This is a genomic window from Citrobacter sp. L55 (assembly GCF_002850715.1).
Taxonomy (GTDB): Bacteria; Pseudomonadota; Gammaproteobacteria; order Enterobacterales; family Enterobacteriaceae; genus Citrobacter; species Citrobacter braakii.
The window spans coordinates 40,511-61,863 of sequence record NZ_KZ559401.1; the positions used below are offsets into that span (position 1 = coordinate 40,511).

Genomic DNA, 21,353 nt, shown 5'->3' on the forward strand with positions numbered 1-21,353 from the left:
AAAAAACCGACAGGCCAGCACGCATACTGCTGGCCTGTCTGATAAACAGGTCGGCTCAGCCGATGTGAAAAAAAAGAAGATCGTGGAGAACAACATGAGCGTAAATGCGGAGACTCAAACCCCGCAGCAACCGGTCAAGAAGAATGGCAAACGTAAAAGTATGCTGCTCCTTCTGACCTTGCTCTTTATTATTATTGCCGTGGCATATGGGATTTATTGGTTTTTAGTACTGCGTCATGTCGAAGAGACAGACGATGCGTACGTGGCAGGGAACCAGGTTCAAATCATGGCGCAGGTATCAGGCAGCGTGACGAAAGTCTGGGCTGATAACACTGACTTTGTAAAACAAGGCGATGTGCTGGTCACCCTCGACCAGACGGACGCAAAGCAGGCATTTGAAAAAGCCAAAACTGCGCTGGCTTCCAGCGTGCGTCAGACGCACCAGTTGATGATCAACAGCAAGCAGTTACAGGCAAGCATTGAAGTGCAGAGAACCGCGCTGGCGCAGGCACAAAGCGACTTTAATCGCCGTGTCCCGCTGGGCAACGCCAACCTGATTGGCCGCGAAGAGCTGCAACATGCGCGTGATGCCGTCGCCAGCGCTCAGGCTCAGCTTGATGTGGCTATCCAACAATATAATGCCAACCAGGCGATGATTCTCGGCAGTAAGCTGGAAGACCAGCCCGCCGTGCAACAGGCTGCCACTGAAGTGCGCAATGCCTGGCTGGCGCTGGAACGAACCAGAATCGTCAGCCCAATGACTGGCTATGTTTCCCGTCGTTCCGTGCAGCCGGGAGCGCAAATTAGCCCGACCACGCCGCTGATGGCGGTCGTTCCAGCCACAAACCTGTGGGTGGATGCCAACTTCAAAGAAACACAGCTCGCGCACATGCGTATCGGTCAACCGGCGACCGTTATCAGCGATATTTACGGCGATGACGTGAAATATACCGGTAAGGTTGTCGGGCTGGATATGGGTACGGGCAGCGCCTTTTCCCTGCTGCCAGCACAAAACGCGACGGGTAACTGGATCAAAGTCGTCCAGCGTCTGCCGGTGCGTATTGAACTGGATGCACAGCAGCTGGCGCAGCATCCGCTGCGTATCGGTTTATCTACGCTGGTTACGGTAGATACCTCAAATCGTGACGGACAAATTCTGGCAAGCCAGGTTCGCACCACGCCGGTATCAGAAAGTAATGCACGGGAAATCAACCTTGCTCCGGTCAATAAGATGATCGAAGAGATCGTGCAGGCCAACGCGGGCTAATTCAAAGGTGCGTGTGATGCAACAGCAAAAACCGCTGGAAGGCGCGCAGCTCGTCATTATGACGATCGCGCTGTCCCTGGCGACATTCATGCAGGTGCTGGACTCCACCATTGCTAACGTGGCGATCCCCACTATCGCCGGGAACCTCGGCTCTTCACTGAGCCAGGGAACCTGGGTGATCACCTCATTCGGGGTGGCGAACGCTATCTCGATTCCGATCACCGGCTGGCTGGCAAAGCGTTTTGGCGAAGTAAGGCTATTCATGTGGTCAACTATCGCCTTCGTCATTGCGTCATGGGCATGCGGGATGTCCACCAGCCTGAACATGCTGATTTTCTTCCGCGTAATCCAGGGGATTGTCGCCGGTCCATTAATTCCGCTGTCACAAAGCTTGTTGCTGAATAACTATCCTCCCGCCAAACGTTCCATCGCTCTGGCGCTATGGTCGATGACGGTGATTGTTGCCCCGATATGTGGCCCTATTCTTGGGGGCTATATCAGCGACAACTATCACTGGGGCTGGATATTTTTCATCAACGTGCCAATCGGTGCTGCGGTGGTATTGATGACTCTGCAAACCCTGCGCGGTCGGGAAACCAAAACCGAGCAGCGGCGCATCGATGCCATTGGTCTGGCCCTGCTGGTCATTGGTATCGGCAGTTTGCAGATTATGCTCGACCGCGGCAAAGAGCTGGACTGGTTCGCCTCTCAGGAGATTATCATCCTGACGGTGGTCGCCGTTGTCGCCATCAGCTTCCTGATCGTCTGGGAGCTTACCGACGAGCACCCCATTGTCGACCTCTCACTGTTTAAGTCGCGCAACTTTACCATCGGCTGTCTGTGTATCAGTCTGGCCTATATGCTCTACTTCGGCGCAATCGTCCTGCTGCCGCAGCTGTTGCAGGAGGTATACGGCTATACGGCAACCTGGGCCGGTCTGGCGTCAGCGCCGGTTGGGGTGATTCCGGTGATCTTATCGCCGATTATCGGCCGCTTCGCGCACAAGCTTGATATGCGTCGGTTAGTCACGTTCAGTTTTATTATGTACGCCGTCTGTTTCTACTGGCGTGCGTGGACGTTCGAACCAGGTATGGACTTTGGCGCATCGGCCTGGCCACAGTTTATTCAGGGTTTCGCGGTAGCCTGCTTCTTTATGCCGCTGACGACTATCACGCTGTCCGGCTTACCACCTGAGCGTCTGGCCGCGGCATCAAGTTTGTCGAACTTTACGCGAACGCTGGCCGGCTCTATTGGTACATCAATTACGACGACGATGTGGACTAACCGTGAGTCACTTCACCATGCGCAGTTAACGGAATCCGTTAATCCCTACAATCCAAACGCGCAGGCAATGTACGATAAGCTGCAGGATTTAGGGATGACGCACCAGCAGGCGTCAGGCTGGATAGCCCAGCAGATCACCAATCAGGGGCTGATTATTTCCGCCAACGAAATCTTCTGGATGTCGGCGGGGATCTTCCTGGTCTTGCTTGGCCTGGTGTGGTTTGCCAAGCCACCCTTCGGTGCGGGCGGCGGCGGCGGCGGCGCGCACTAAATATCTGATAAAAGGGATCTGCGGATCCCTTTTTTATTGCCCCGTAAACCACCTCCCAGGGAGATGGTTTACGGGAGGCAATAAAAAACCCCGGTTATAAGCCGAGGTTAATTTAAATACTGGAACAACTAATCAGTATGACTAAATATGCAGTTCCTGCAGTTTCTCTTTCGGCAGCGCCAGCTCTTCATTGCTGTTAACGCGTACATCATGCTCCAGAATATGACGTGCGATATCCTGTGCTTCGCTAAGAGAGTGCATCTGATACGTGCCACACTGGTAAACGTTCAGCTCCGGGATCTGGTTTTGATCCTGCACTTTCAGCACGTCCGCCATCGCCGCTTTCCACGCGTCGGCAACACGCTGCTCGTCTGGCGTACCAATCAGGCTCATGTAAAAGCCAGTGCGGCATCCCATCGGAGAGATATCGATAATCTCCACGCCGTTGCCGTTGAGATGGTTACGCATAAAACCTGCAAACAGGTGTTCCAGCGTGTGGATACCTTTCTCAGGCATCACTTCTTTGTTCGGAATGCAGAAACGCAGATCAAACACGGTGATTGCGTCGCCATGCGGGGTGTTCATCGTTTTTGCAACCCGGACCGCGGGAGCTTCCATCCGGGTGTGATCGACAGTAAAACTATCTAACAACGGCATTTAGCCACCTCCGATAAATTTTTTGAAAATAATCTGAACTCTTTGTTCCGGGGCGAGTCTGAGTATATGAAAGACGCGCATTTGTTATCATCATCCCTGTTTTCAGAGATGAAATTTTGGCCACTCCCGAGTGGCCTTTTTCTTTTGTATCAAGCGTGCTTTTCCAGCCACACGCTAAACGGCTCAGTATCAGCCGCTTCGATCTCCTGCTGACGACGCTTTGAAGCCTCGGTTTCAGCAATAAATTCCGCTTCCTGCAATATTTCTAACGGCTCTTCACGCAGCAGATTTCGGTAAGCCTCACCCAGCGCTTTACCCGTGCCGCCAATGCCTTCATCAATCATAGACCGTAGGATGCGGGCAGAGAAAGTCAGTTCTGGGTTGTCAAAACAGGCAACCAGTTCATCACAGACCTTTTGATACTCCTCTCCCCCATCGATGCTGTCCAGCGTTTGTGCCACGCGTTTCAGATCACGGAACAGATCTTTCCCTACCTTAGGCAGCGGGAACTGGGCTGTTTCACAGCCAATACCTAACGTCAGCCCAGGCTTACGACCTTCGAGAATCACACGATTCCAGTTTTTACGCGTACACAGCAATTCATCGCTGCTCATTTCCGGGGCATCGGCCAGCGCACACCAGACCATAAACAGATCGAGGAAACGCACCTGCTGCTCGTCCACGCCGATCGGTGAGAACGGGTTGATATCCAGTGAACGAACTTCGATGTACTCAATACCGCCACGCAGAAGCGCGTCAGAAGGCGTTTCGCCACGACGAGTGACGCGTTTCGGGCGAATAGGCGCATACAGCTCATTTTCAATCTGCAGAACGTTGCTGTTGATTTGCAGACGCTTACCGTCCTTCTCCAGACCGATCGCCGCGTACTCCTCGGAAGGGGTTTTAATCGCGCGCTTTAATCCTGCCACATACTCATGCAAATCGTTAAACGTAATTCCGAGATTGCTTTGCGACTTATTGGTATAGCCCAAATCACTCAGACGCAGCGACGTCGCATACGGCAGGTAATACATCCCACAGTCGGTTTTTTCAAACGGCAGGGTTGTCGGTTTTCCTTGCAGGAAAGAGGAACAAATGGCCGGAGAGGCGCCAAACAGATACGGGATCACCCAACCAAAACGGTAGTAGTTGCGGATCAGACGGAAGTAACCCGCGGAGATCTTCTCTTTAGCATCTTCGCCGCCCGTTACGCCACATTTCGCCTGCCAGAAAGCCATCGGCAATGAGAAATTGTAGTGTACGCCGGAGATAGTCTGCATCAACGCGCCGTAACGGTTTTTGAGGCCTTCGCGGTACAGCGTTTTCAGACGACCGGTATTCGACGTACCGTACTGCGCCAGTTCGATATCCTGGCCTTCGGCAATATAGCAAGGCATGCTCAACGGCCACATACGCTCGTCGCCCAGATTTCTGGCGGTATACCGATGCAGGTCGCGCATGAACGTGAGCATTTTCTCAATGTCGTCGCCTGGAGGCGTAATAAACTCCAGCAGCGCTTCGGCAAAGTCAGTGGTTATCCATTTATGCGTTAGCGCTGAGCCTAACACCTCAGGATGGCCTGTCGTTGCTAATGACCCATCTGCATTAACGCGCAGCGTTTCGCGCTCCAGCCCACGTTGAATCCCCTTTAACGCCTGAGGATGGTTTTCCAGCCAGGCCAGCGCCTGTGATACGTCCGGGATCAAATTGACCTCCCGCCTGTCAAAATCGTTTTAATTAGCATAATGGTATTGGTTACCCTGAAGGCTATCTCACAACACAATTAGTGCCACCACATAATGCCTTGCGTCGTAACCGCTGCGACAACTACATAGCGCAGCGCCTTGCCAAGGCATAAGAAAAAAAGTACTGGACCCCACGAGATGCGCATCCATCCAGCTAACAGGCACAGTAAATCACCCACAACCGGCATCCAGCTTAATAATAGTGTGACAGCGCCATAGCGCCGCAGCCAGCCAGTGGCTTTTTCTTGCCAGCGCGATGTTTTACGCAATGGAAAGAAACGCCCAAGGATAACGTTAGTTAACCCTCCAAGGCTATTACCCATTGTTGCTGTTAAGACTAAGACCCAGGGATGACTTACCCCAGAGACCAGCAAAGCAACTAAAACAACTTCAGAATTGCCGGGTAATAGCGTAGCGCTGAGAAAACTGCTGGCAAACAGTGACAGGAGCGATAGTCCATCACTCACAATAACCGGACATCCACCGCGTCCATTCCTGCGGCACGCGCCGCCTGCAGCCCAAAATCGGCATCTTCAAATACGACACAGCGCGCCGGAGCAACACCCATACGTTCGGCACAGAGCAAAAACGTATCAGGAGCAGGTTTATGGTGTTGTACGTGATCGGCTGCGACTACAGCATCAAAATAGCGACGCAGCCCAAGGTGTGCGAGCAGAGCTTCCGCAATCGCGCTTTCACTCCCCGTACCTACCGACATATGACGACGACCATGCCAGGCTTTCACGACGTCAACCAATGGCAAAGGCTGGACGCTATCCAGCAGCATGCTTCTCACGTTGTCGGTTTTTTCACGCGCCAAGGCATGAGGGTCAAGATCGGCATGATTCAATTCAATTACCGACTGGGCAATACGCCACGTTGGGGAGCCATTGAGGGCGACCATGGCTTGTTCATCAAAACGTAATCCATAATGCCCCAATACCTCATGCCACGCCTTACGGTGCGTTGGCTCGGTATCCAGGATGGTGCCATCCATATCAAAAATCAAACCCGCATAACGTTCGTACATCGTCTTCTCACAAGCCGAATGACCAGACGTTATTTTATCGTAATTGATTGATTTTGTCGCTGACAGCGAATTAAGGGGTGTTCCGGGAGTATGTGGAATGATTCAAAGGAGAGAAGATGGTGCATCCGGGAGTTATCTCGGAGAAGATGGTGCATCCGGGAGGATTCGAACCTCCGACCGCTCGGTTCGTAGCCGAGTACTCTATCCAGCTGAGCTACGGATGCATCAGGGAAACTTGCTTTACTGCAGACTTGATGTCGCTGCTAAAGCGCTATCAAGTAAGATGGTGCATCCGGGAGGATTACTCGGCTGCGCCTCGCCCTGCGGGCCGTTGCTTAAGCAACGTTATCCTCCCTGGTGCTCGCGATTATCTCGCAGACCATGAAACAACAGTTTTGCTGTTATCTCGGAGAAGATGGTGCATCCGGGAGGATTCGAACCTCCGACCGCTCGGTTCGTAGCCGAGTACTCTATCCAGCTGAGCTACGGATGCANAAGCAACGTTATCCTCCCTGGTGCTCGCGATTATCTCGCAGACCATGAAACAACAGTTTTGCTGTTATCTCGGAGAAGATGGTGCATCCGGGAGGATTCGAACCTCCGACCGCTCGGTTCGTAGCCGAGTACTCTATCCAGCTGAGCTACGGATGCATCGGGAAACTTGCTTTACTGCCGATATTGATATCGTAATGAGCGATATCAAGTAAGAGATGGTGCATCCGGGAGGATTACTCGGCTGCGCCTCGCCCTGTGGGCCGTTGCTGAAGCAACGTTATCCTCCCTGGTGCTCGCGATTATCTCGCAGACCATGAAACAACAGTTTTGCTGTTATCTCGGAGAAGATGGTGCATCCGGGAGGATTCGAACCTCCGACCGCTCGGTTCGTAGCCGAGTACTCTATCCAGCTGAGCTACGGATGCANAAGCAACGTTATCCTCCCTGGTGCTCGCGATTATCTCGCAGACCATGAAACAACAGTTTTGCTGTTATCTCGGAGAAGATGGTGCATCCGGGAGGATTCGAACCTCCGACCGCTCGGTTCGTAGCCGAGTACTCTATCCAGCTGAGCTACGGATGCATCAGGGAAACTTACTTACTGCAGATTTGATATCGCTGCTAAAGTGATATCGATTTTCTGTAACAACGCTAATGCGCTATTGCAGAGAAGATGGTGCATCCGGGAGGATTCGAACCTCCGACCGCTCGGTTCGTAGCCGAGTACTCTATCCAGCTGAGCTACGGATGCAAATGGCGGTGAGGCGGGGATTCGAACCCCGGATGCAGCTTTTGACCGCATACTCCCTTAGCAGGGGAGCGCCTTCAGCCTCTCGGCCACCTCACCAACACGCCTCTTGCGAGTGCTTCGAAGAACTTGTTTCTGCTCATCGTCGCTGCGTGGCGCACATATTACTTTCTGGGACTTATAAGTCAAACAATTTTTCCAGCGCTTTTATCGTTTGCACATTTCACGCGCAATTAGTCTGCAAAAACGGCAAAAAGAGTGTTTTATCAACAGATAAATTGGCAATTTCCTGAGGCAATGAACAAACGGAAAAATCGCAGGGAAAGGCAATACGCGGATGAGAATCGAAAAAATGAGGAAGACGAAGAAGAAAAGAGAAGAAAAGGGATAATTCAATCAGGTTGCGCCTCACCAGAAAGGTGAGACGCGAAAACCTTAGTAACTGGACTGCTGGGATTTTTCAGCCTGGATACGCTGGTAGATCTCTTCACGATGGACAGAAACTTCTTTCGGGGCGTTTACGCCAATGCGCACCTGGTTGCCCTTCACCCCTAAAACTGTCACGGTGACCTCATCGCCTATCATGAGGGTCTCACCAACTCGACGAGTCAGAATCAGCATTCTTTGCTCCTTGAAAGATTAAAAGAGTCGGGTCTCTCTGTATCCCGGCATTATCCATCATATAACGCCAAAAAGTAAGCGATGACAAACACCTAAGTGTAAGCAGTCACGGCATCACATTCTGTTAAACCTAAGTTTAGCCGATATACACAACTTCAACCTGACTTTATCGTTGTCGATAGCGTTGATACAAACGCTGCGGATTGAAGTCCGCAGCGTCGACTTACGCTTATAATTATTACAGTTTTGCGCTGACCCAGCCTTTCACACTGGCTAACGCTGCTGGCAGAGCCGCAGCATCCGTACCACCGGCTTGCGCCATGTCCGGACGACCACCACCCTTACCGCCTACCTGCTGAGCGACCATTCCAACCAGTTCCCCTGCTTTCACGCGATCTGTCACGTCCTTAGACACACCCGCAATCAGAGAAACCTTACCTTCCACTACCGTTGCCAGAACGATAACGGTAGACCCCAGTTGATTTTTCAGATCATCAACCATGGTACGCAACATTTTCGGCTCAACGTCCGCGAGTTCGCTGACCAGCAGCTTCACGCCATTGATATCAACCGCTTTGCTGGAGAGATTTGCACTCTCCTGCGCCGCAGCCTGTTCCTTCAATTGCTGCAATTCTTTTTCGAGTTGACGCGTACGCTCCAGCACGGAACGAACTTTGTCACCAATATTCTGGCTATCGCCTTTCAGCAGCTGCGCAATATCGCTTAAGCGATCGCTCTCAGCATGCACGGTTTGGATAGCGCCTTCACCGGTCACAGCTTCGATACGACGAACGCCCGCCGCAGTGCCTGACTCAGACACAATACGGAACAGACCGATATCACCCGTACGGCTGGCATGAGTACCACCACACAGTTCGGTAGAGAAATCACCCATGCTCAGAACACGCACGTGGTCGTCATATTTCTCGCCAAACAGCGCCATTGCGCCTTTGGCTTTCGCCGCTTCGAGATCCATGATGTTCGTTTCAATCGGCAGATTGCGACGAATTTGCGCATTAACCAGATCTTCAACGGCACGGATTTCAGCAGGCTTCATAGCTTCAGTATGAGAGAAGTCGAAGCGCAGCACTTTATCGTTAACCAATGAGCCTTTCTGTGCCACATGCGTGCCCAGTACCTGGCGCAGCGCCGCGTGCATCAGGTGCGTTGCGGAGTGGTTCAAGCGAATGCGCGCACGACGAGCTTCATCAACATCAGCCTGTACTGCATCGCCAATTTTCAGAGAACCCGCAGACAGCTTACCGATGTGACCAATGGCCTGGCCATATTTCTGCGTGTCGCTCACGGCAAACGCGAAGCCTGCGCCTTTCAGTTCACCCTTGTCGCCAACCTGACCACCAGATTCCGCATAGAACGGAGTCTGATCCAGTACGACAACTGCGTCCTGACCTGCGTTAATTGCGTCTACCGCTTTACCATCAACAAACAGCGCGGTCACTTTGCCGTTCAGTTCCAGATGTTCGTAGCCTTTAAATTCAGAGGCGCCATCAACACGAATCATCGCATTGTAGTCTGCGCCAAAGCCGCTGGCTTCACGCGCGCGACGGCGCTGTTCTTCCATTGCAGCTTCAAAGCCTGCTTCGTCAACCTTAATGTTGCGCTCGCGGCAAACGTCCGCCGTCAGGTCAACCGGGAAACCGTAGGTGTCATACAGACGGAATGCGGTTTCGCCATCCAGTGTATCACCGGACAGTTTTGCCAGTTCTTCATCCAGCAGCGCCAGACCACGCTCCAGTGTACGCGCAAACTGCTCTTCTTCGGTTTTCAGAACCTGCTCAACCATAGCCTGCTGACGCTTCAGTTCTTCACCTGCGGAGCCCATGACGTCCACCAGCGGACCAACCAGCTTGTAGAAGAAGGTATCCTTCGCGCCCAGCATGTTGCCATGACGTACCGCGCGACGAATGATACGACGCAGCACATAACCACGGTTTTCATTCGACGGGACAACGCCATCGGCAATCAGGAATGCACAGGAACGGATATGGTCAGCGATAACGCGCAGCGACTTGTTGCTCAGATCGGTCGCGCCGGTGACTTTCGCCACGGACTCAATCAGTGAACGGAACAGGTCGATTTCATAGTTGGAATTAACGTGTTGCAGCACGGCCGCAATACGCTCAAGGCCCATACCGGTATCCACGGACGGCTTCGGCAGCGGTTCCATGGTACCGTCAGCCTGACGGTTGAACTGCATGAAGACGATGTTCCAGATCTCAATGTAGCGATCGCCATCTTCTTCTGCGCTTCCCGGAGGGCCACCCCAAATGTGGTCGCCATGGTCGTAGAAAATTTCGGTGCACGGACCGCAAGGGCCGGTATCACCCATCTGCCAGAAGTTGTCGGAAGCATAAGCCGCGCCTTTGTTATCACCGATACGGATGATACGTTCGCGCGGAATGCCGACTTCTTTTTCCCAGATTTCATAGGCTTCATCGTCAGTTTCATAGACGGTGACCCACAGACGCTCTTTTGGCAGGGCAAACCAGTTTTCACCGGTCAGCAGTTCCCATGCGTATTGAATAGCATCATGTTTGAAATAATCGCCGAAGCTGAAGTTGCCCAGCATTTCGAAGAAAGTATGGTGACGTGCAGTGTAACCGACGTTTTCCAGGTCGTTGTGCTTACCGCCCGCCCGCACGCAACGTTGCGAGGTGGTTGCGCGGGAATAATTACGCTTGTCGAGGCCAAGGAACACATCCTTGAACTGGTTCATCCCGGCGTTGGTAAACAACAAAGTAGGGTCATTGTTCGGTACCAGGGAGCTGCTGGCAACTACCTGATGTCCTTTACTATGGAAAAAATCGAGAAACGCCTGACGGATCTCAGCGGTGCTCTTGCTCATAATTATCCTGAAGAAATCAAGCTAACGAAATGTCATTACCAGCATCGGCACGTAAACTGCGCCTCTGGCAATCGAAAAGTGGGAATAAGATAAGTTTTCTTTACTGGGAAGTAAAATCCCGTATGCGCTCAATCGTCAAAATTTCGCCATATTGCCTGAATATCTTCCATCAGATAGCCACGGTAGAGCAAAAAGCGCTGGACCTTTACCTTATCTGAAAAATCTACAGGTAAAGGTTCTCCGTATTTACGAATGGCCTGCGCGCGCGCAAGTGCTGCCCAGTCAATTTCGCACTCGCGCATGGCTCGTTCAACGGCTTCACGCGAAATCCCTTTTTGGTTTAATTCCTGACGCACACGCGCGGGTCCATAACCTTTACGGCTACGGCTGGAGATAAACTGCTGAACAAAGCGGTCATCATCCAGATAACGACTTTCAATACACCAGGCGATGACCTTGTCGTAATCCTCCGGCGTTGCATCAATGTCTTCCGGTCCATTTTTTCCCATCACCGGAGCGGCCAGCTTACGCCGCAGTTCCTGCTCGCTGTGATCGCGCATCGCCAGTATACGTACAGCGCGGTCAAGAAGTCGGGAATAAGCGGAGCGGCGGGAAGTTGCTTCTGTCATAGTGAGCCTTCAGAAATGGAAAAGGGCTGCATCGTATGCAGCCCTTCTATGTGCGATAACGTCAGATTATCAGAAATCTTCGTTCGTTTCTTTTACATCTTCACCGCTGTCATCAACAGAGAAGTCTGGTTTTGAATCCGGGTTATTGAGCAGTAACTCGCGTACTTTCTTCTCAATTTCCTTCGCCGTTGCCGGGTTTTCCTTCAGCCAGTTAGTGGCATTCGCTTTACCCTGACCAATTTTCTCACCGTTGTAGCTGTACCATGCACCGGCTTTTTCAATCAGCTTCTCTTTCACGCCCAAATCGACCAGTTCGCCGTAGAAGTTGATACCTTCACCGTAAAGAATCTGGAATTCAGCCTGTTTGAACGGTGCGGCAATTTTGTTTTTCACGACCTTAACACGGGTTTCGCTACCAACCACGTTGTCGCCTTCTTTCACCGCGCCAATACGACGGATATCCAGGCGAACAGAAGCATAGAATTTCAGGGCGTTACCACCGGTAGTGGTTTCCGGGTTACCGAACATAACGCCAATCTTCATACGGATCTGGTTAATGAAAATCAGTAGCGTGTTGGACTGCTTCAGGTTACCGGCCAGCTTACGCATGGCCTGGCTCATCATACGTGCCGCAAGGCCCATGTGAGAGTCACCAATCTCGCCTTCGATTTCTGCCTTCGGCGTCAATGCGGCAACGGAGTCGACAACGATAACGTCAACCGCACCGGAGCGCGCCAGCGCATCACAGATTTCCAGCGCTTGTTCACCGGTATCCGGCTGAGAGCACAGCAGGTTGTCGATATCAACGCCAAGCTTGCGCGCATAGACGGGATCCAGTGCGTGTTCCGCATCGATGAACGCACAGGTTTTACCTTCGCGCTGTGCGGCAGCAATAACCTGCAGGGTCAGCGTCGTTTTACCGGAAGATTCAGGCCCGTAGATTTCAACGATACGGCCCATTGGCAAACCGCCCGCGCCCAATGCGATATCCAGAGAAAGCGAACCAGTGGAGATGGTTTCCACATCCATGGAACGGTCTTCACCCAGGCGCATGATGGAGCCTTTACCGAATTGCTTTTCGATCTGACCCAGCGCTGCCGCCAACGCTTTCTGTTTGTTTTCGTCGATAGCCATTAATTACTCCTGTCATGCCGCTTTCGGGTTAAACCGCGAAACGTGATAGATAATGTTCTGTTGGGGCAATTATACTGTATGCTCATACAGTATCAAGTGTTTTGTAGAAATTGTTGCCACAGGTTTTGTAACGCGTAGGCGGTCGCCTGTCGACGTACCGCATCGCGATCGCCGCTGAAGCATTCCCGGCGAGTAATCCCCTCGCCGCTCGCGCTGGCAAAAGCGAACCATACCGTCCCCACGGGCTTTTCTTCACTGCCGCCATCTGGCCCCGCAATACCGCTAATCGAAACAGCGAAATGCGCGCGGGCCGCTTTTAGCGCGCCAATCGCCATCTCCACCACCACAGGTTCGCTCACCGCCCCATGCTGGACCAGCGTCTCTTCGCGCACGCCAATCATCTGCGCTTTGGCTTCATTGCTGTAGGTCACAAACCCGCGCTCAAACCAGGCGGAGCTGCCGGCAATATCCGTAATTGCTTTGGCTACCCAGCCGCCGGTGCAGGATTCCGCCGTCGTCACGGTTGCCCCGCGCGCTTTCAACGCCAGGCCAACCTGCTCGCTTAACTGCATCAGTTCACTGTCGGTCATTTCAGCCTCTGTCAGTTAAAAAAATATGCCGGACAAGATAGCACTTTCATAACCAAGATGGGGATGAGGAGACAATTTTACGAGGGGCATTCAGAAAATAGATAAACCGCATTCAAAAGAGTACCGGATAACGCACCAGGATAGCCTATTCGGTCTACAAGGAATTGCCCCTGTAGACCGATAACAAATGATTACTGCACGCGCGCCAGCGCGACCGCCTGACCCAATTGCCACACGGCCATTGCATAGTGGGTACTGTGGTTGTAGCGGGTGATGGTGTAGAAGTTCGGCAGTCCATACCAATACTGATAACCGGTACCGATATCCAGTCGCAGCAGGCTGGCCTGCTGATGATTTCCCAACGACTGCTGCGGCGTCAGGCCCGCGGCGGCAAGTTGAGAAATGCTGTACTGGGTTTTAAAGCCGTTCGCCAGCCCAGGCGCCTGGCCATTCGCCGGAACCGCGACCGTATCGCCTTTTACCCAGCCGTGGCCTTTGAAATAGTTCGCCACGCTACCGATAGCATCAACCGGATCCCACAGGTTAATGTGACCATCGCCATTGAAATCAACGGCATATTGTTTATAGGAAGATGGCATAAATTGGCCGTAGCCCATCGCCCCTGCGAAAGAACCTTTCAAATCGAGCGGATCGTCGCTTTCATCTCGCGCCATCAGCAGGAAGGTTTCCAGTTCACCAGAGAAATATTCCGCACGACGAGGATAGTTAAACGACAACGTCGCTAACGCATCCAGAATCCGCGTTTTACCCATCACGCGGCCCCAGCGAGTCTCTACGCCAATAATGCCAACGATAATTTCCGGCGGTACGCCGTAGACCTGCCATGCACGGTTCAGCGCATCTTCATATTGGTTCCAGAAGGCCACACCGTTTTGCACATTATCCGGAGTGATGAACTGTTTACGATACCGCAGCCATGCACCGTTAGGTCCGGCTGGCGGTTGAGTCGTCGGCGCCTGGCGGTCCATCAAACGCAATACCGAGTCCAGACGCTTGGCCTGCGACAGGATCTCCTGCAACTGCTGGCGGTCAAAGCCGTGCTTGTTCACCATTTTCTCGATGAACTGCTGCGCGTTCGGATTATTGGCAAAATCGCCGCCCGTTTGCATGACATTGTGCTGTGGCTCAAGCAGGAAGCCGCCGGATGGCGTACCCGTAGTCGTTTGAGTCTCTGAAGGTTTAGGTTTGCTGCTACAAGCAGCAAGCAATACGAAAAGGGGAAGTAACACTACATAACGACGCTTGAACATGAGACATCCATTAAACAAATTCAGCCTGGGAGAAGTATGGTAAAGCATCCTCCGCCACACAAGGAAGCAGTAGTCGCTCTCCTTCACAGAATTTCCCCCCTCTTACACTCCTGACCGGCACATTTGCGCGTTCTCACGCACAATCTTTCAAATTAAAATATTTATCTTTCATTTTGCGATCAAAATAACACTTTTAAATCTTTCGATCTGATTAAAATTAGTTACCGTTTGGCAAGATAACTAAAACCCCTACAGGAGAGAATAATGATCGACACCATCACACTCGGTGCTGAGTGGTTTATCGGATTGTTCCAGAAAGGCGGAGAGGTGTTTACCGACATGGTGACCGGTATTCTGCCTCTGCTGATCAGTCTGCTGGTCATCATGAATGCGCTGATTAACTTTATCGGTCAGCAACGTATTGAACGTTTTGCCCAGCGCTGCGCCGGAAACCCGCTGTCCCGCTATCTACTGCTGCCGTGCATCGGCACATTTGTGTTTTGTAATCCTATGACGCTGAGCCTGGGCCGCTTTATGCCGGAAAAGTTCAAGCCCAGCTACTACGCAGCCGCCTCTTACAGCTGCCATTCAATGAACGGCTTATTTCCCCACATCAACCCCGGTGAGCTGTTCGTCTATCTGGGGATCGCCAGCGGACTGACCACGCTGGGTCTTCCGCTCGGCCCGCTGGCGGTGAGCTATTTGCTGGTCGGCCTGGTGACCAACTTCTTCCGCGGCTGGGTGACCGATTTCACCACCACCATCTTTGAGAAAAAAATGGGCATTCAACTTGAGCAGAAAGTACATCTGGCGGGAGCAGCATCATGACGCGTATTCGTATTGAAAAAGGCACCGGCGGCTGGGGCGGCCCGCTTGAACTGGATGCCGTGCCAGGCAAGAAAATTGTCTATATCACCGCCGGGACTCGCCCCGCAATAGTCGACAGGATAGCCAGCCTGACAGGTTGGCAGGCCGTTGATGGCTTCAAAGAAGGCGAGCCGCCAGAGAACGAAATTGGCGTGGCGATCATCGACTGCGGTGGCACGCTGCGCTGCGGGATCTATCCAAAACGCCGTATACCAACAGTGAATATTCACGCGACGGGTAAATCAGGTCCGCTGGCCCAATATATTATCGAAGATATCTATGTCTCTGGCGTGAAAGAAGAAAACATTACCGTCGTCGGTGAAGCATCCGCTGCGCCAACGCCAGCAAACAGCACGATGGGTCGCGAGTACGACACCAGCAAGAAAATTACCGAACAAAGCGACGGTCTGCTGGCAAAAGTCGGCATGGGAATGGGTTCAGCCGTTGCGGTTCTGTTTCAGGCTGGGCGAGACACTATCGATACCGTCCTGAAAACCATTCTGCCGTTTATGGCGTTCGTCTCGGCGCTGATCGGCATCATTATGGCGTCTGGCCTGGGGGACTGGATTGCCCACGGACTCGCACCGCTGGCCAGCCATCCGCTGGGGCTGGTAACCCTGGCGCTGATCTGCTCTTTCCCGCTGCTGTCCCCTTTCCTCGGCCCTGGTGCGGTCATCGCCCAGGTTATCGGCGTCCTGATCGGCGTACAGATTGGTTTGGGGAACATTCCTCCGCATCTGGCGCTACCTGCCTTGTTCGCCATTAACGCTCAGGCGGCATGCGACTTTATTCCAGTCGGATTGTCGCTAGCCGAAGCGCGCCAGGACACGGTCCGCGTCGGTGTGCCATCCGTACTGGTGAGTCGTTTTCTGACCGGCGCACCGACCGTTCTCATCGCCTGGTTTGTTTCCGGCTTTATTTACCAATAAGAGGCACTCAAAAATGACCGTGATTTATGAAACCACCATCACCCGCATCGGCCAGAGCGCCCCGGATGCACTCTGCGACCAGATGCTAATTACCTTTCGTGAAGGCGCGCCTGCGGATATCGAAGAATTTTGCTTCATCCATTGCCATGGGGAGCTGAACGGCTCTTTGCAGGCAGGGATCCAATTTGAGCTAGGCCAGCATCACTACCCGGTCACAGCCGTTGGCAGCGTGGCGGAACAAAACTTACGTGAACTGGGGCATATCACTCTGCGTTTTGACGGACTGAGTGAAGCGGAATTTCCCGGCACCGTACACGTTGCGGGCCCCGTACCGGACGGTATCGCACCGGGCTGTATTTTGAAGTTTATTGCTTAAGATTGAAGGAGATAAAGATGAATCAGGTTGCCGTTGTCATTGGTGGAGGCCAGACCCTGGGGGCATTCCTTTGCCGTGGGCTTGCGACAGAAGGGTACCGCGTCGCGGTGGTGGATATCCAAAGCGATAAAGCCGCCAACGTCGCGCAGGAAATTAACGCCGAGTTTGGCGAAGGCACCGCCTACGGTTTTGGCGCTGATGCCACCAGCGAACAAAGTGTGCTGGCGCTGTCGCGCGGAGTGGATGAAATATTTGGCCGCGTCGATCTGCTGGTTTACAGCGCGGGTATCGCAAAAGCCGCGTTTATCAGCGACTTTCAGCTTGGGGATTTCGATCGCTCGTTGCAGGTGAATCTGGTCGGCTACTTTCTCTGCGCACGGGAATTTTCACGCCTGATGATCCGCGATGGCGTCCAGGGACGCATTATCCAGATCAACTCCAAATCAGGGAAAGTGGGCAGTAAACACAACTCAGGCTATAGCGCGGCAAAATTTGGCGGCGTAGGTTTAACCCAGTCGCTGGCGCTGGATCTGGCAGAGTACGGGATCACCGTGCATTCACTGATGCTCGGCAATCTGCTGAAATCACCGATGTTTCAGTCATTATTACCGCAATATGCGACCAAGCTTGGCCTTAAGCCAGACGAAGTCGAGCAGTACTACATTGATAAGGTTCCGCTTAAGCGCGGCTGCGATTATCAGGACGTGCTGAACATGCTGCTGTTTTACGCCAGCCCGAAAGCCTCTTACTGCACCGGTCAGTCCATTAACGTGACCGGTGGTCAGGTGATGTTCTAAGAAACATGATTGCCCGGTGGCGCTGCGCTTACCGGGCCTACACACACCTGGTCGGATAAGGCACAGCCGCCATCCGGCAAAATCAAAGGAGCACATTATGGTTTCCGCACTGATTACCGTCGCCGCTATCGCCTGGTGCCTGCAACTGGCGCTCGGTGGCTGGCAAATATCCCGCTTTAACCGGGCGTTTGATCAACTCTGCCAGCGGGGTCGGGTTGGCGTAGGTCGTTCCGGTGGACGGTTTAAACCCCGCGTGGTGGTCGCCATCGCGCTGGATGAGCAGCAGCGGGTTACCGATTCGTTATTTATGAAAGGTCTTACTGTATTTGCCAGGCCCGGTAAAATTGCCACGATAATGGGCAAACATCTTGATGATTTACAGCCTGATGTGATCTTTCCCCATGATCCGTTAGCGCAGAATGCACTATCATTGGCGCTTAAACTGAAACATGGGTAATTTCGTTGTGAATGCTAATAGCTTGCGAAATTATCATTTTGCAACCTAATAAGTCAGGGTAATCACGCCTATGAAACCTCGTCAGCGACAGGCAGCCATATTGGAGCATCTGCAAAAGCAGGGAAAATGCTCGGTTGAAGAACTGGCCCACTACTTTGACACAACCGGCACGACCATTCGCAAAGACCTGGTCATTCTGGAGAATGCCGGAACCGTCATTCGTACCTATGGCGGCGTGGTATTAAATAAAGACGAATCCGACCCGCCAATCGATCACAAAACGCTAATCAATACGCATAAAAAAGAGCAGATTGCCGAAGCCGCCGTCCGTTTTATTCACGATGGCGACTCGATTATTCTGGATGCGGGCAGCACCGTATTGCAGATGGTGCCGATGCTCACCCGCTTTAGCAACATCACCGTCATGACCAACAGTCTGCACATTGTTAACGCCCTTTCAGAGCTGGACAACGAGCAAACTATCCTGATGCCCGGCGGGACCTTTCGCAAAAAATCTGCGTCATTTCACGGTCAGCTGGCAGAAAACGCCTTTGAGCAGTTCAGCTTTGATAAACTCTTCATGGGCACCGACGGCATTGACCTCAATGCCGGCGTGACCACCTTTAATGAGGTGTTTAGCGTCAGTAAAGCGATGTGCAATGCCGCTCGCGAAGTGATTCTGATGGCTGACTCGTCAAAATTTGGGCGCAAAAGCCCCAATGTTGTGTGCAGTCTGGAAAGCGTCGACAAGCTGATTACCGATGCGGGTATCGACCCAGCGTTTCGTCAGGCGCTGGAAGCAAAAGGGATTGAAGTGATCATAACCGGAGAAACCAATGAGTGATGCACTACTGAACGCGGGCCGTCAGACGTTAATGCTGGAGCTACAGGAAGCCAGCCGACTGCCTGAACGACTGGGCGATGATTTTGTCCGCGCCGCCAATACTATCATCCACTGCGAAGGCAAAGTGATTGTCTCCGGGATTGGCAAATCAGGCCATATTGGCAAAAAAATAGCCGCGACCCTCGCCAGTACCGGCACGCCCGCCTTTTTTGTGCATCCGGCTGAAGCGCTGCACGGCGACTTAGGGATGATTGAAAGCCGTGATGTCATGCTGTTTATTTCCTACTCCGGCGGCGCAAAAGAACTGGATCTCATCATTCCGCGCCTGGAAGACAAGTCCGTCGCTCTGCTGGCAATGACCGGAAAACCGACCTCACCGCTGGGTCTGGCAGCCAAAGCCGTGCTGGATATTTCCGTTGAGCGCGAAGCCTGTCCGATGCGCCTGGCACCGACTTCCAGTACCGTGAACACTCTGATGATGGGCGACGCGTTGGCAATCGCCGTGATGCAGGCGCGCGGCTTTAACGAAGAAGATTTTGCCCGCTCGCATCCGGCGGGTGCGCTGGGCGCTCGTCTGTTAAATAAAGTGCATCATCTGATGCGCCGTGACGATGCCATTCCGCAGGTGACGCTCACCACCAGCGTCATGGACGCGATGCTGGAACTAAGCCGTACGGGTCTTGGCCTGGTGGCAGTCTGCGACGACGAGTCGCTGGTGAAAGGCGTCTTTACCGACGGTGACCTGCGCCGCTGGCTGGTTGGCGGCGGAGCGCTCACCACTCAGGTTAGCGAAGCAATGACCCATAATGGCATTACGCTGCAGGCGCAGAGCCGCGCCATTGACGCCAAAGAGATCCTGATGAAGCGCAAAATCACTGCCGCACCGGTGGTTGATGAAAACGGTAAACTCACCGGTGCTATCAACCTGCAGGATTTCTATCAGGCAGGTATTATCTAATCCTTCAGCCCCAGACGTTTCGCCAGCCGGTGCAGGTTGGCGACGTCTGTTTCCAGCGCCCGCGCACTTGCCGCCCAACTGTGATTATTTTGCGCCAACGCCCGGCGGATCATCTCCCGCTGGAATGACTCCGTTGCCTCACGCAGGTTGCGATGCTGCGGGATCTCCGCAACAACCTCCGCCTGGGGAGCCGGGTTTTCATCCTGCAGGGCAAAATGCTGCGCCTCAAGCACCACTTCATCCCCTGCCCTGGTGGCCCTTGCCAGAACAACCGCCCGGTGAATAGCATGTTCCAGCTCGCGCACGTTCCCGGGCCAGCCATAATTCAACAGATGGCTACGTGCGCCGGGACTTAACACCACGCGGGAAAGTCCCAGCCGCAGCCGACATTGTTCGCAAAAATAACCGGCCAGCAGCACCACATCTTCGCCGCGTTCACGAAGGGGCGGTACGGAAAGGGGAAAGACGCTCAGACGGTGGAACAAATCCGCACGGAAATTCCCGGCCAGCACCTCTTCCCGTAAATCACGGTTCGTTGCCGCCAGCACCCGAACATCCACGCGCAGGCTGCGATCGTCACCCACACGCTGAATATCGCCGTACTGCAACACACGTAGCAACTTAGCCTGTAACGCCAGCGAGAGTTCGCCAATCTCATCGAGAAACAGCGTCCCATTGTCAGCCATTTCAAACTTACCGCTACGATTGCTGATAGCCCCGGTAAAGGCGCCTTTTACGTGACCAAACAGCTCACTTTCCGCTACGGTTTCCGGCAACGCCGCGCAGTTCAGATACACCAGCGGATTCACCGCGCGCGGCGAACCTTCATGGATAGCCTTAGCTACCAGCTCCTTCCCGGTCCCCGTTTCGCCGCTAATCAGTACGTTGAGATCGGATCCCGCCACAATCTCAATCTCTTTTTTCAACTGCAGCATATTGGGCGACAGGCCAATCATTTGGGTTTCAGTCACCTGCTCGAAGGCCGTCGACGGGCCCGGCAACATATTCTGGCTTTCCAGTTGTTCAATCAGCAGCGCATTGCTCAGCGCGCCCGCCGCCAGCGCGGCAATCAGCCTAAGTTCTTCATCGCTGAAAACATCGAATTGATCGGGCTCCATGCCATCCAGCGTTAACGCGCCAATCAGATTTTGACCGGCGAACAGCGGTAAGCCAATGCAGGCGTGTACCTTCAGGCTCTCCTGGCCCGGAATCAGCCCATCGTAAGGGTCTGGCAAATCGCTGTCAGCAGGGAAACGAACCACGTCCCCGGCGCGGGCAATCGCCTCCAGACGAGGATGCCCTTCCAGGGTAAAGCGCCTGCCGAGAACGTCCTGCGCCAGCCCATCGATCGCCAGCGGAATAAACTGTCGCGACTCATAGCGCAGCAATGCCGACGCGTCGCACTCCAACACCTGACGCAAGGTGGTTATCAGGCGTTGAAAACGGTCCTGATGTCCAATACCGCTTTGTAATTCAATGGCGATACCCGCCAGCACGTCTACGGAAAAACTCATGAC

The 21,353-nt window shown here is 53.2% G+C and carries 20 protein-coding genes and 7 tRNA genes; 9 read left to right on the forward strand and 18 right to left on the reverse strand.

Annotated elements, in window-relative coordinates; translation table 11 throughout:
- The first annotated feature begins 94 nt into the window (after window positions 1–94).
- A complete protein-coding gene (emrA, locus tag B9P82_RS07610; protein ID WP_016154158.1) occupies window positions 95–1,267 on the forward strand; it encodes a multidrug efflux MFS transporter periplasmic adaptor subunit EmrA in 1,173 nt (390 codons plus the stop codon).
- A gap of 16 nt (window positions 1,268–1,283) precedes the next feature.
- Entirely contained in the window at window positions 1,284–2,822 is a 1,539-nt protein-coding gene (gene emrB, locus B9P82_RS07615) for a multidrug efflux MFS transporter permease subunit EmrB (protein WP_016154159.1), read from the forward strand.
- 141 nt (window positions 2,823–2,963) lie between these two features.
- Here emrB and luxS read toward each other — a convergent pair whose 3' ends face one another.
- The 17 genes from luxS to mltB form a co-directional block, all read right to left on the reverse strand.
- Window positions 2,964–3,479, reverse strand: coding sequence for an S-ribosylhomocysteine lyase (gene luxS, locus B9P82_RS07620; protein ID WP_016154160.1), 516 nt, complete (start codon window positions 3,477–3,479; stop codon window positions 2,964–2,966).
- Window positions 3,480–3,628: 149 nt separating this feature from the next.
- The gene (gshA, locus tag B9P82_RS07625; RefSeq protein ID WP_101700154.1) at window positions 3,629–5,185 is read right to left on the reverse strand and encodes a glutamate--cysteine ligase; all 1,557 of its coding nucleotides are present in this window, start codon (window positions 5,183–5,185) and stop codon (window positions 3,629–3,631) included.
- 77 nt (window positions 5,186–5,262) lie between these two features.
- Window positions 5,263–5,691 (reverse strand): YqaA family protein, encoded by a 429-nt coding sequence (locus B9P82_RS07630; protein ID WP_003825961.1) that lies wholly within the window; start codon window positions 5,689–5,691, stop codon window positions 5,263–5,265.
- Window positions 5,688–6,254: a fructose-1-phosphate/6-phosphogluconate phosphatase gene (gene yqaB, locus B9P82_RS07635; protein ID WP_101700155.1), complete on the reverse strand. Its 567-nt coding sequence runs from the start codon at window positions 6,252–6,254 to the stop codon at window positions 5,688–5,690. The genes B9P82_RS07630 and yqaB overlap by 4 nt, the downstream gene beginning before the upstream one ends.
- 147 nt (window positions 6,255–6,401) lie before the next feature.
- Window positions 6,402–6,478 (reverse strand) — tRNA-Arg (locus tag B9P82_RS07640).
- A gap of 192 nt (window positions 6,479–6,670) precedes the next feature.
- A tRNA-Arg gene (locus B9P82_RS07645) sits at window positions 6,671–6,747 on the reverse strand.
- A gap of 81 nt (window positions 6,748–6,828) precedes the next feature.
- Window positions 6,829–6,905: transfer RNA gene (locus B9P82_RS07650), tRNA-Arg, on the reverse strand.
- A 192-nt stretch (window positions 6,906–7,097) separates the two neighbouring features.
- Window positions 7,098–7,174, reverse strand: a tRNA-Arg gene (locus tag B9P82_RS07655).
- Between the two features lie 81 nt (window positions 7,175–7,255).
- Window positions 7,256–7,332: transfer RNA gene (locus B9P82_RS07660), tRNA-Arg, on the reverse strand.
- A 91-nt stretch (window positions 7,333–7,423) separates the two neighbouring features.
- Window positions 7,424–7,500, reverse strand: a tRNA-Arg gene (locus tag B9P82_RS07665).
- Window positions 7,501–7,503: 3 nt separating this feature from the next.
- Window positions 7,504–7,596: transfer RNA gene (locus tag B9P82_RS07670), tRNA-Ser, on the reverse strand.
- A gap of 336 nt (window positions 7,597–7,932) precedes the next feature.
- Window positions 7,933–8,118: a carbon storage regulator CsrA gene (csrA, locus tag B9P82_RS07675; RefSeq protein WP_000906486.1), complete on the reverse strand. Its 186-nt coding sequence runs from the start codon at window positions 8,116–8,118 to the stop codon at window positions 7,933–7,935.
- Window positions 8,119–8,356: 238 nt separating this feature from the next.
- Complete coding sequence (alaS, locus tag B9P82_RS07680) at window positions 8,357–10,984, reverse strand: alanine--tRNA ligase (RefSeq protein ID WP_016157306.1); 2,628 nt, start codon at window positions 10,982–10,984, stop codon at window positions 8,357–8,359.
- Between the two features lie 128 nt (window positions 10,985–11,112).
- Entirely contained in the window at window positions 11,113–11,613 is a 501-nt protein-coding gene (gene recX / locus B9P82_RS07685; RefSeq protein ID WP_016154165.1) for a recombination regulator RecX, read from the reverse strand.
- A gap of 69 nt (window positions 11,614–11,682) precedes the next feature.
- Entirely contained in the window at window positions 11,683–12,747 is a 1,065-nt protein-coding gene (gene recA / locus B9P82_RS07690) for a recombinase RecA (protein WP_016154166.1), read from the reverse strand.
- Between the two features lie 92 nt (window positions 12,748–12,839).
- Window positions 12,840–13,337: a nicotinamide-nucleotide amidase gene (pncC, locus tag B9P82_RS07695; protein ID WP_049268545.1), complete on the reverse strand. Its 498-nt coding sequence runs from the start codon at window positions 13,335–13,337 to the stop codon at window positions 12,840–12,842.
- Between the two features lie 191 nt (window positions 13,338–13,528).
- The gene (mltB, locus tag B9P82_RS07700) at window positions 13,529–14,608 is read right to left on the reverse strand and encodes a lytic murein transglycosylase B (protein WP_049268544.1); all 1,080 of its coding nucleotides are present in this window, start codon (window positions 14,606–14,608) and stop codon (window positions 13,529–13,531) included.
- A gap of 264 nt (window positions 14,609–14,872) precedes the next feature.
- Between mltB and srlA the strand changes: the two genes are divergently transcribed.
- From srlA to gutQ, 7 genes are all read left to right on the forward strand, one after another.
- Entirely contained in the window at window positions 14,873–15,436 is a 564-nt protein-coding gene (srlA, locus tag B9P82_RS07705; RefSeq protein WP_049268542.1) for a PTS glucitol/sorbitol transporter subunit IIC, read from the forward strand.
- Window positions 15,433–16,404, forward strand: a complete 972-nt coding sequence (locus tag B9P82_RS07710) for a PTS glucitol/sorbitol transporter subunit IIB (RefSeq protein ID WP_016157309.1) — start codon at window positions 15,433–15,435, stop codon at window positions 16,402–16,404. Before srlA ends, B9P82_RS07710 begins: the two co-directional genes overlap by 4 nt.
- Window positions 16,405–16,417: 13 nt before the next feature.
- Entirely contained in the window at window positions 16,418–16,780 is a 363-nt protein-coding gene (srlB, locus tag B9P82_RS07715; protein ID WP_016157310.1) for a PTS glucitol/sorbitol transporter subunit IIA, read from the forward strand.
- Between the two features lie 17 nt (window positions 16,781–16,797).
- Window positions 16,798–17,577 (forward strand): sorbitol-6-phosphate dehydrogenase, encoded by a 780-nt coding sequence (gene srlD / locus B9P82_RS07720; protein WP_003037345.1) that lies wholly within the window; start codon window positions 16,798–16,800, stop codon window positions 17,575–17,577.
- 97 nt (window positions 17,578–17,674) lie between these two features.
- On the forward strand, window positions 17,675–18,034 hold the full coding sequence (gene gutM, locus B9P82_RS07725; RefSeq protein WP_016154172.1) for a transcriptional regulator GutM: 360 nt from the start codon (window positions 17,675–17,677) through the stop codon (window positions 18,032–18,034).
- A 70-nt stretch (window positions 18,035–18,104) separates the two neighbouring features.
- A complete protein-coding gene (locus B9P82_RS07730) occupies window positions 18,105–18,878 on the forward strand; it encodes a glucitol operon DNA-binding transcriptional repressor SrlR (RefSeq protein WP_003037350.1) in 774 nt (257 codons plus the stop codon).
- Window positions 18,871–19,836, forward strand: coding sequence for an arabinose-5-phosphate isomerase GutQ (gene gutQ / locus B9P82_RS07735; protein WP_016157311.1), 966 nt, complete (start codon window positions 18,871–18,873; stop codon window positions 19,834–19,836). The genes B9P82_RS07730 and gutQ overlap by 8 nt, the downstream gene beginning before the upstream one ends.
- Here the strand turns inward: gutQ and norR are convergent.
- The gene (gene norR / locus B9P82_RS07740; protein ID WP_049268541.1) at window positions 19,833–21,350 is read right to left on the reverse strand and encodes a nitric oxide reductase transcriptional regulator NorR; all 1,518 of its coding nucleotides are present in this window, start codon (window positions 21,348–21,350) and stop codon (window positions 19,833–19,835) included. The two genes, gutQ and norR, sit on opposite strands and share 4 nt — an antisense overlap.
- Window positions 21,351–21,353 lie beyond the last annotated feature (3 nt).

Bases quoted from the DNA above. Each gene is read 5' to 3' on its own strand.
- emrA (WP_016154158.1), top strand. From the start codon at position 95: ATGAGCGTAAATGCGGAGACTCAAACCCCGCAGCAACCGGTCAAGAAG.
- B9P82_RS07710 (WP_016157309.1), top strand. From the start codon at position 15,433: ATGACGCGTATTCGTATTGAAAAAGGCACCGGCGGCTGGGGCGGCCCG.
- pncC (WP_049268545.1), bottom strand. From the start codon at position 13,337: ATGACCGACAGTGAACTGATGCAGTTAAGCGAGCAGGTTGGCCTGGCG.
- B9P82_RS07730 (WP_003037350.1), top strand. From the start codon at position 18,105: ATGAAACCTCGTCAGCGACAGGCAGCCATATTGGAGCATCTGCAAAAG.
- srlD (WP_003037345.1), top strand. From the start codon at position 16,798: ATGAATCAGGTTGCCGTTGTCATTGGTGGAGGCCAGACCCTGGGGGCA.
- yqaB (WP_101700155.1), bottom strand. From the start codon at position 6,254: ATGTACGAACGTTATGCGGGTTTGATTTTTGATATGGATGGCACCATC.
- srlA (WP_049268542.1), top strand. From the start codon at position 14,873: ATGATCGACACCATCACACTCGGTGCTGAGTGGTTTATCGGATTGTTC.
- mltB (WP_049268544.1), bottom strand. From the start codon at position 14,608: ATGTTCAAGCGTCGTTATGTAGTGTTACTTCCCCTTTTCGTATTGCTT.
- gutQ (WP_016157311.1), top strand. From the start codon at position 18,871: ATGAGTGATGCACTACTGAACGCGGGCCGTCAGACGTTAATGCTGGAG.
- norR (WP_049268541.1), bottom strand. From the start codon at position 21,350: ATGAGTTTTTCCGTAGACGTGCTGGCGGGTATCGCCATTGAATTACAA.
- emrB (WP_016154159.1), top strand. From the start codon at position 1,284: ATGCAACAGCAAAAACCGCTGGAAGGCGCGCAGCTCGTCATTATGACG.
- recA (WP_016154166.1), bottom strand. From the start codon at position 12,747: ATGGCTATCGACGAAAACAAACAGAAAGCGTTGGCGGCAGCGCTGGGT.
- csrA (WP_000906486.1), bottom strand. From the start codon at position 8,118: ATGCTGATTCTGACTCGTCGAGTTGGTGAGACCCTCATGATAGGCGAT.
- alaS (WP_016157306.1), bottom strand. From the start codon at position 10,984: ATGAGCAAGAGCACCGCTGAGATCCGTCAGGCGTTTCTCGATTTTTTC.
- srlB (WP_016157310.1), top strand. From the start codon at position 16,418: ATGACCGTGATTTATGAAACCACCATCACCCGCATCGGCCAGAGCGCC.
- luxS (WP_016154160.1), bottom strand. From the start codon at position 3,479: ATGCCGTTGTTAGATAGTTTTACTGTCGATCACACCCGGATGGAAGCT.
- gutM (WP_016154172.1), top strand. From the start codon at position 17,675: ATGGTTTCCGCACTGATTACCGTCGCCGCTATCGCCTGGTGCCTGCAA.
- recX (WP_016154165.1), bottom strand. From the start codon at position 11,613: ATGACAGAAGCAACTTCCCGCCGCTCCGCTTATTCCCGACTTCTTGAC.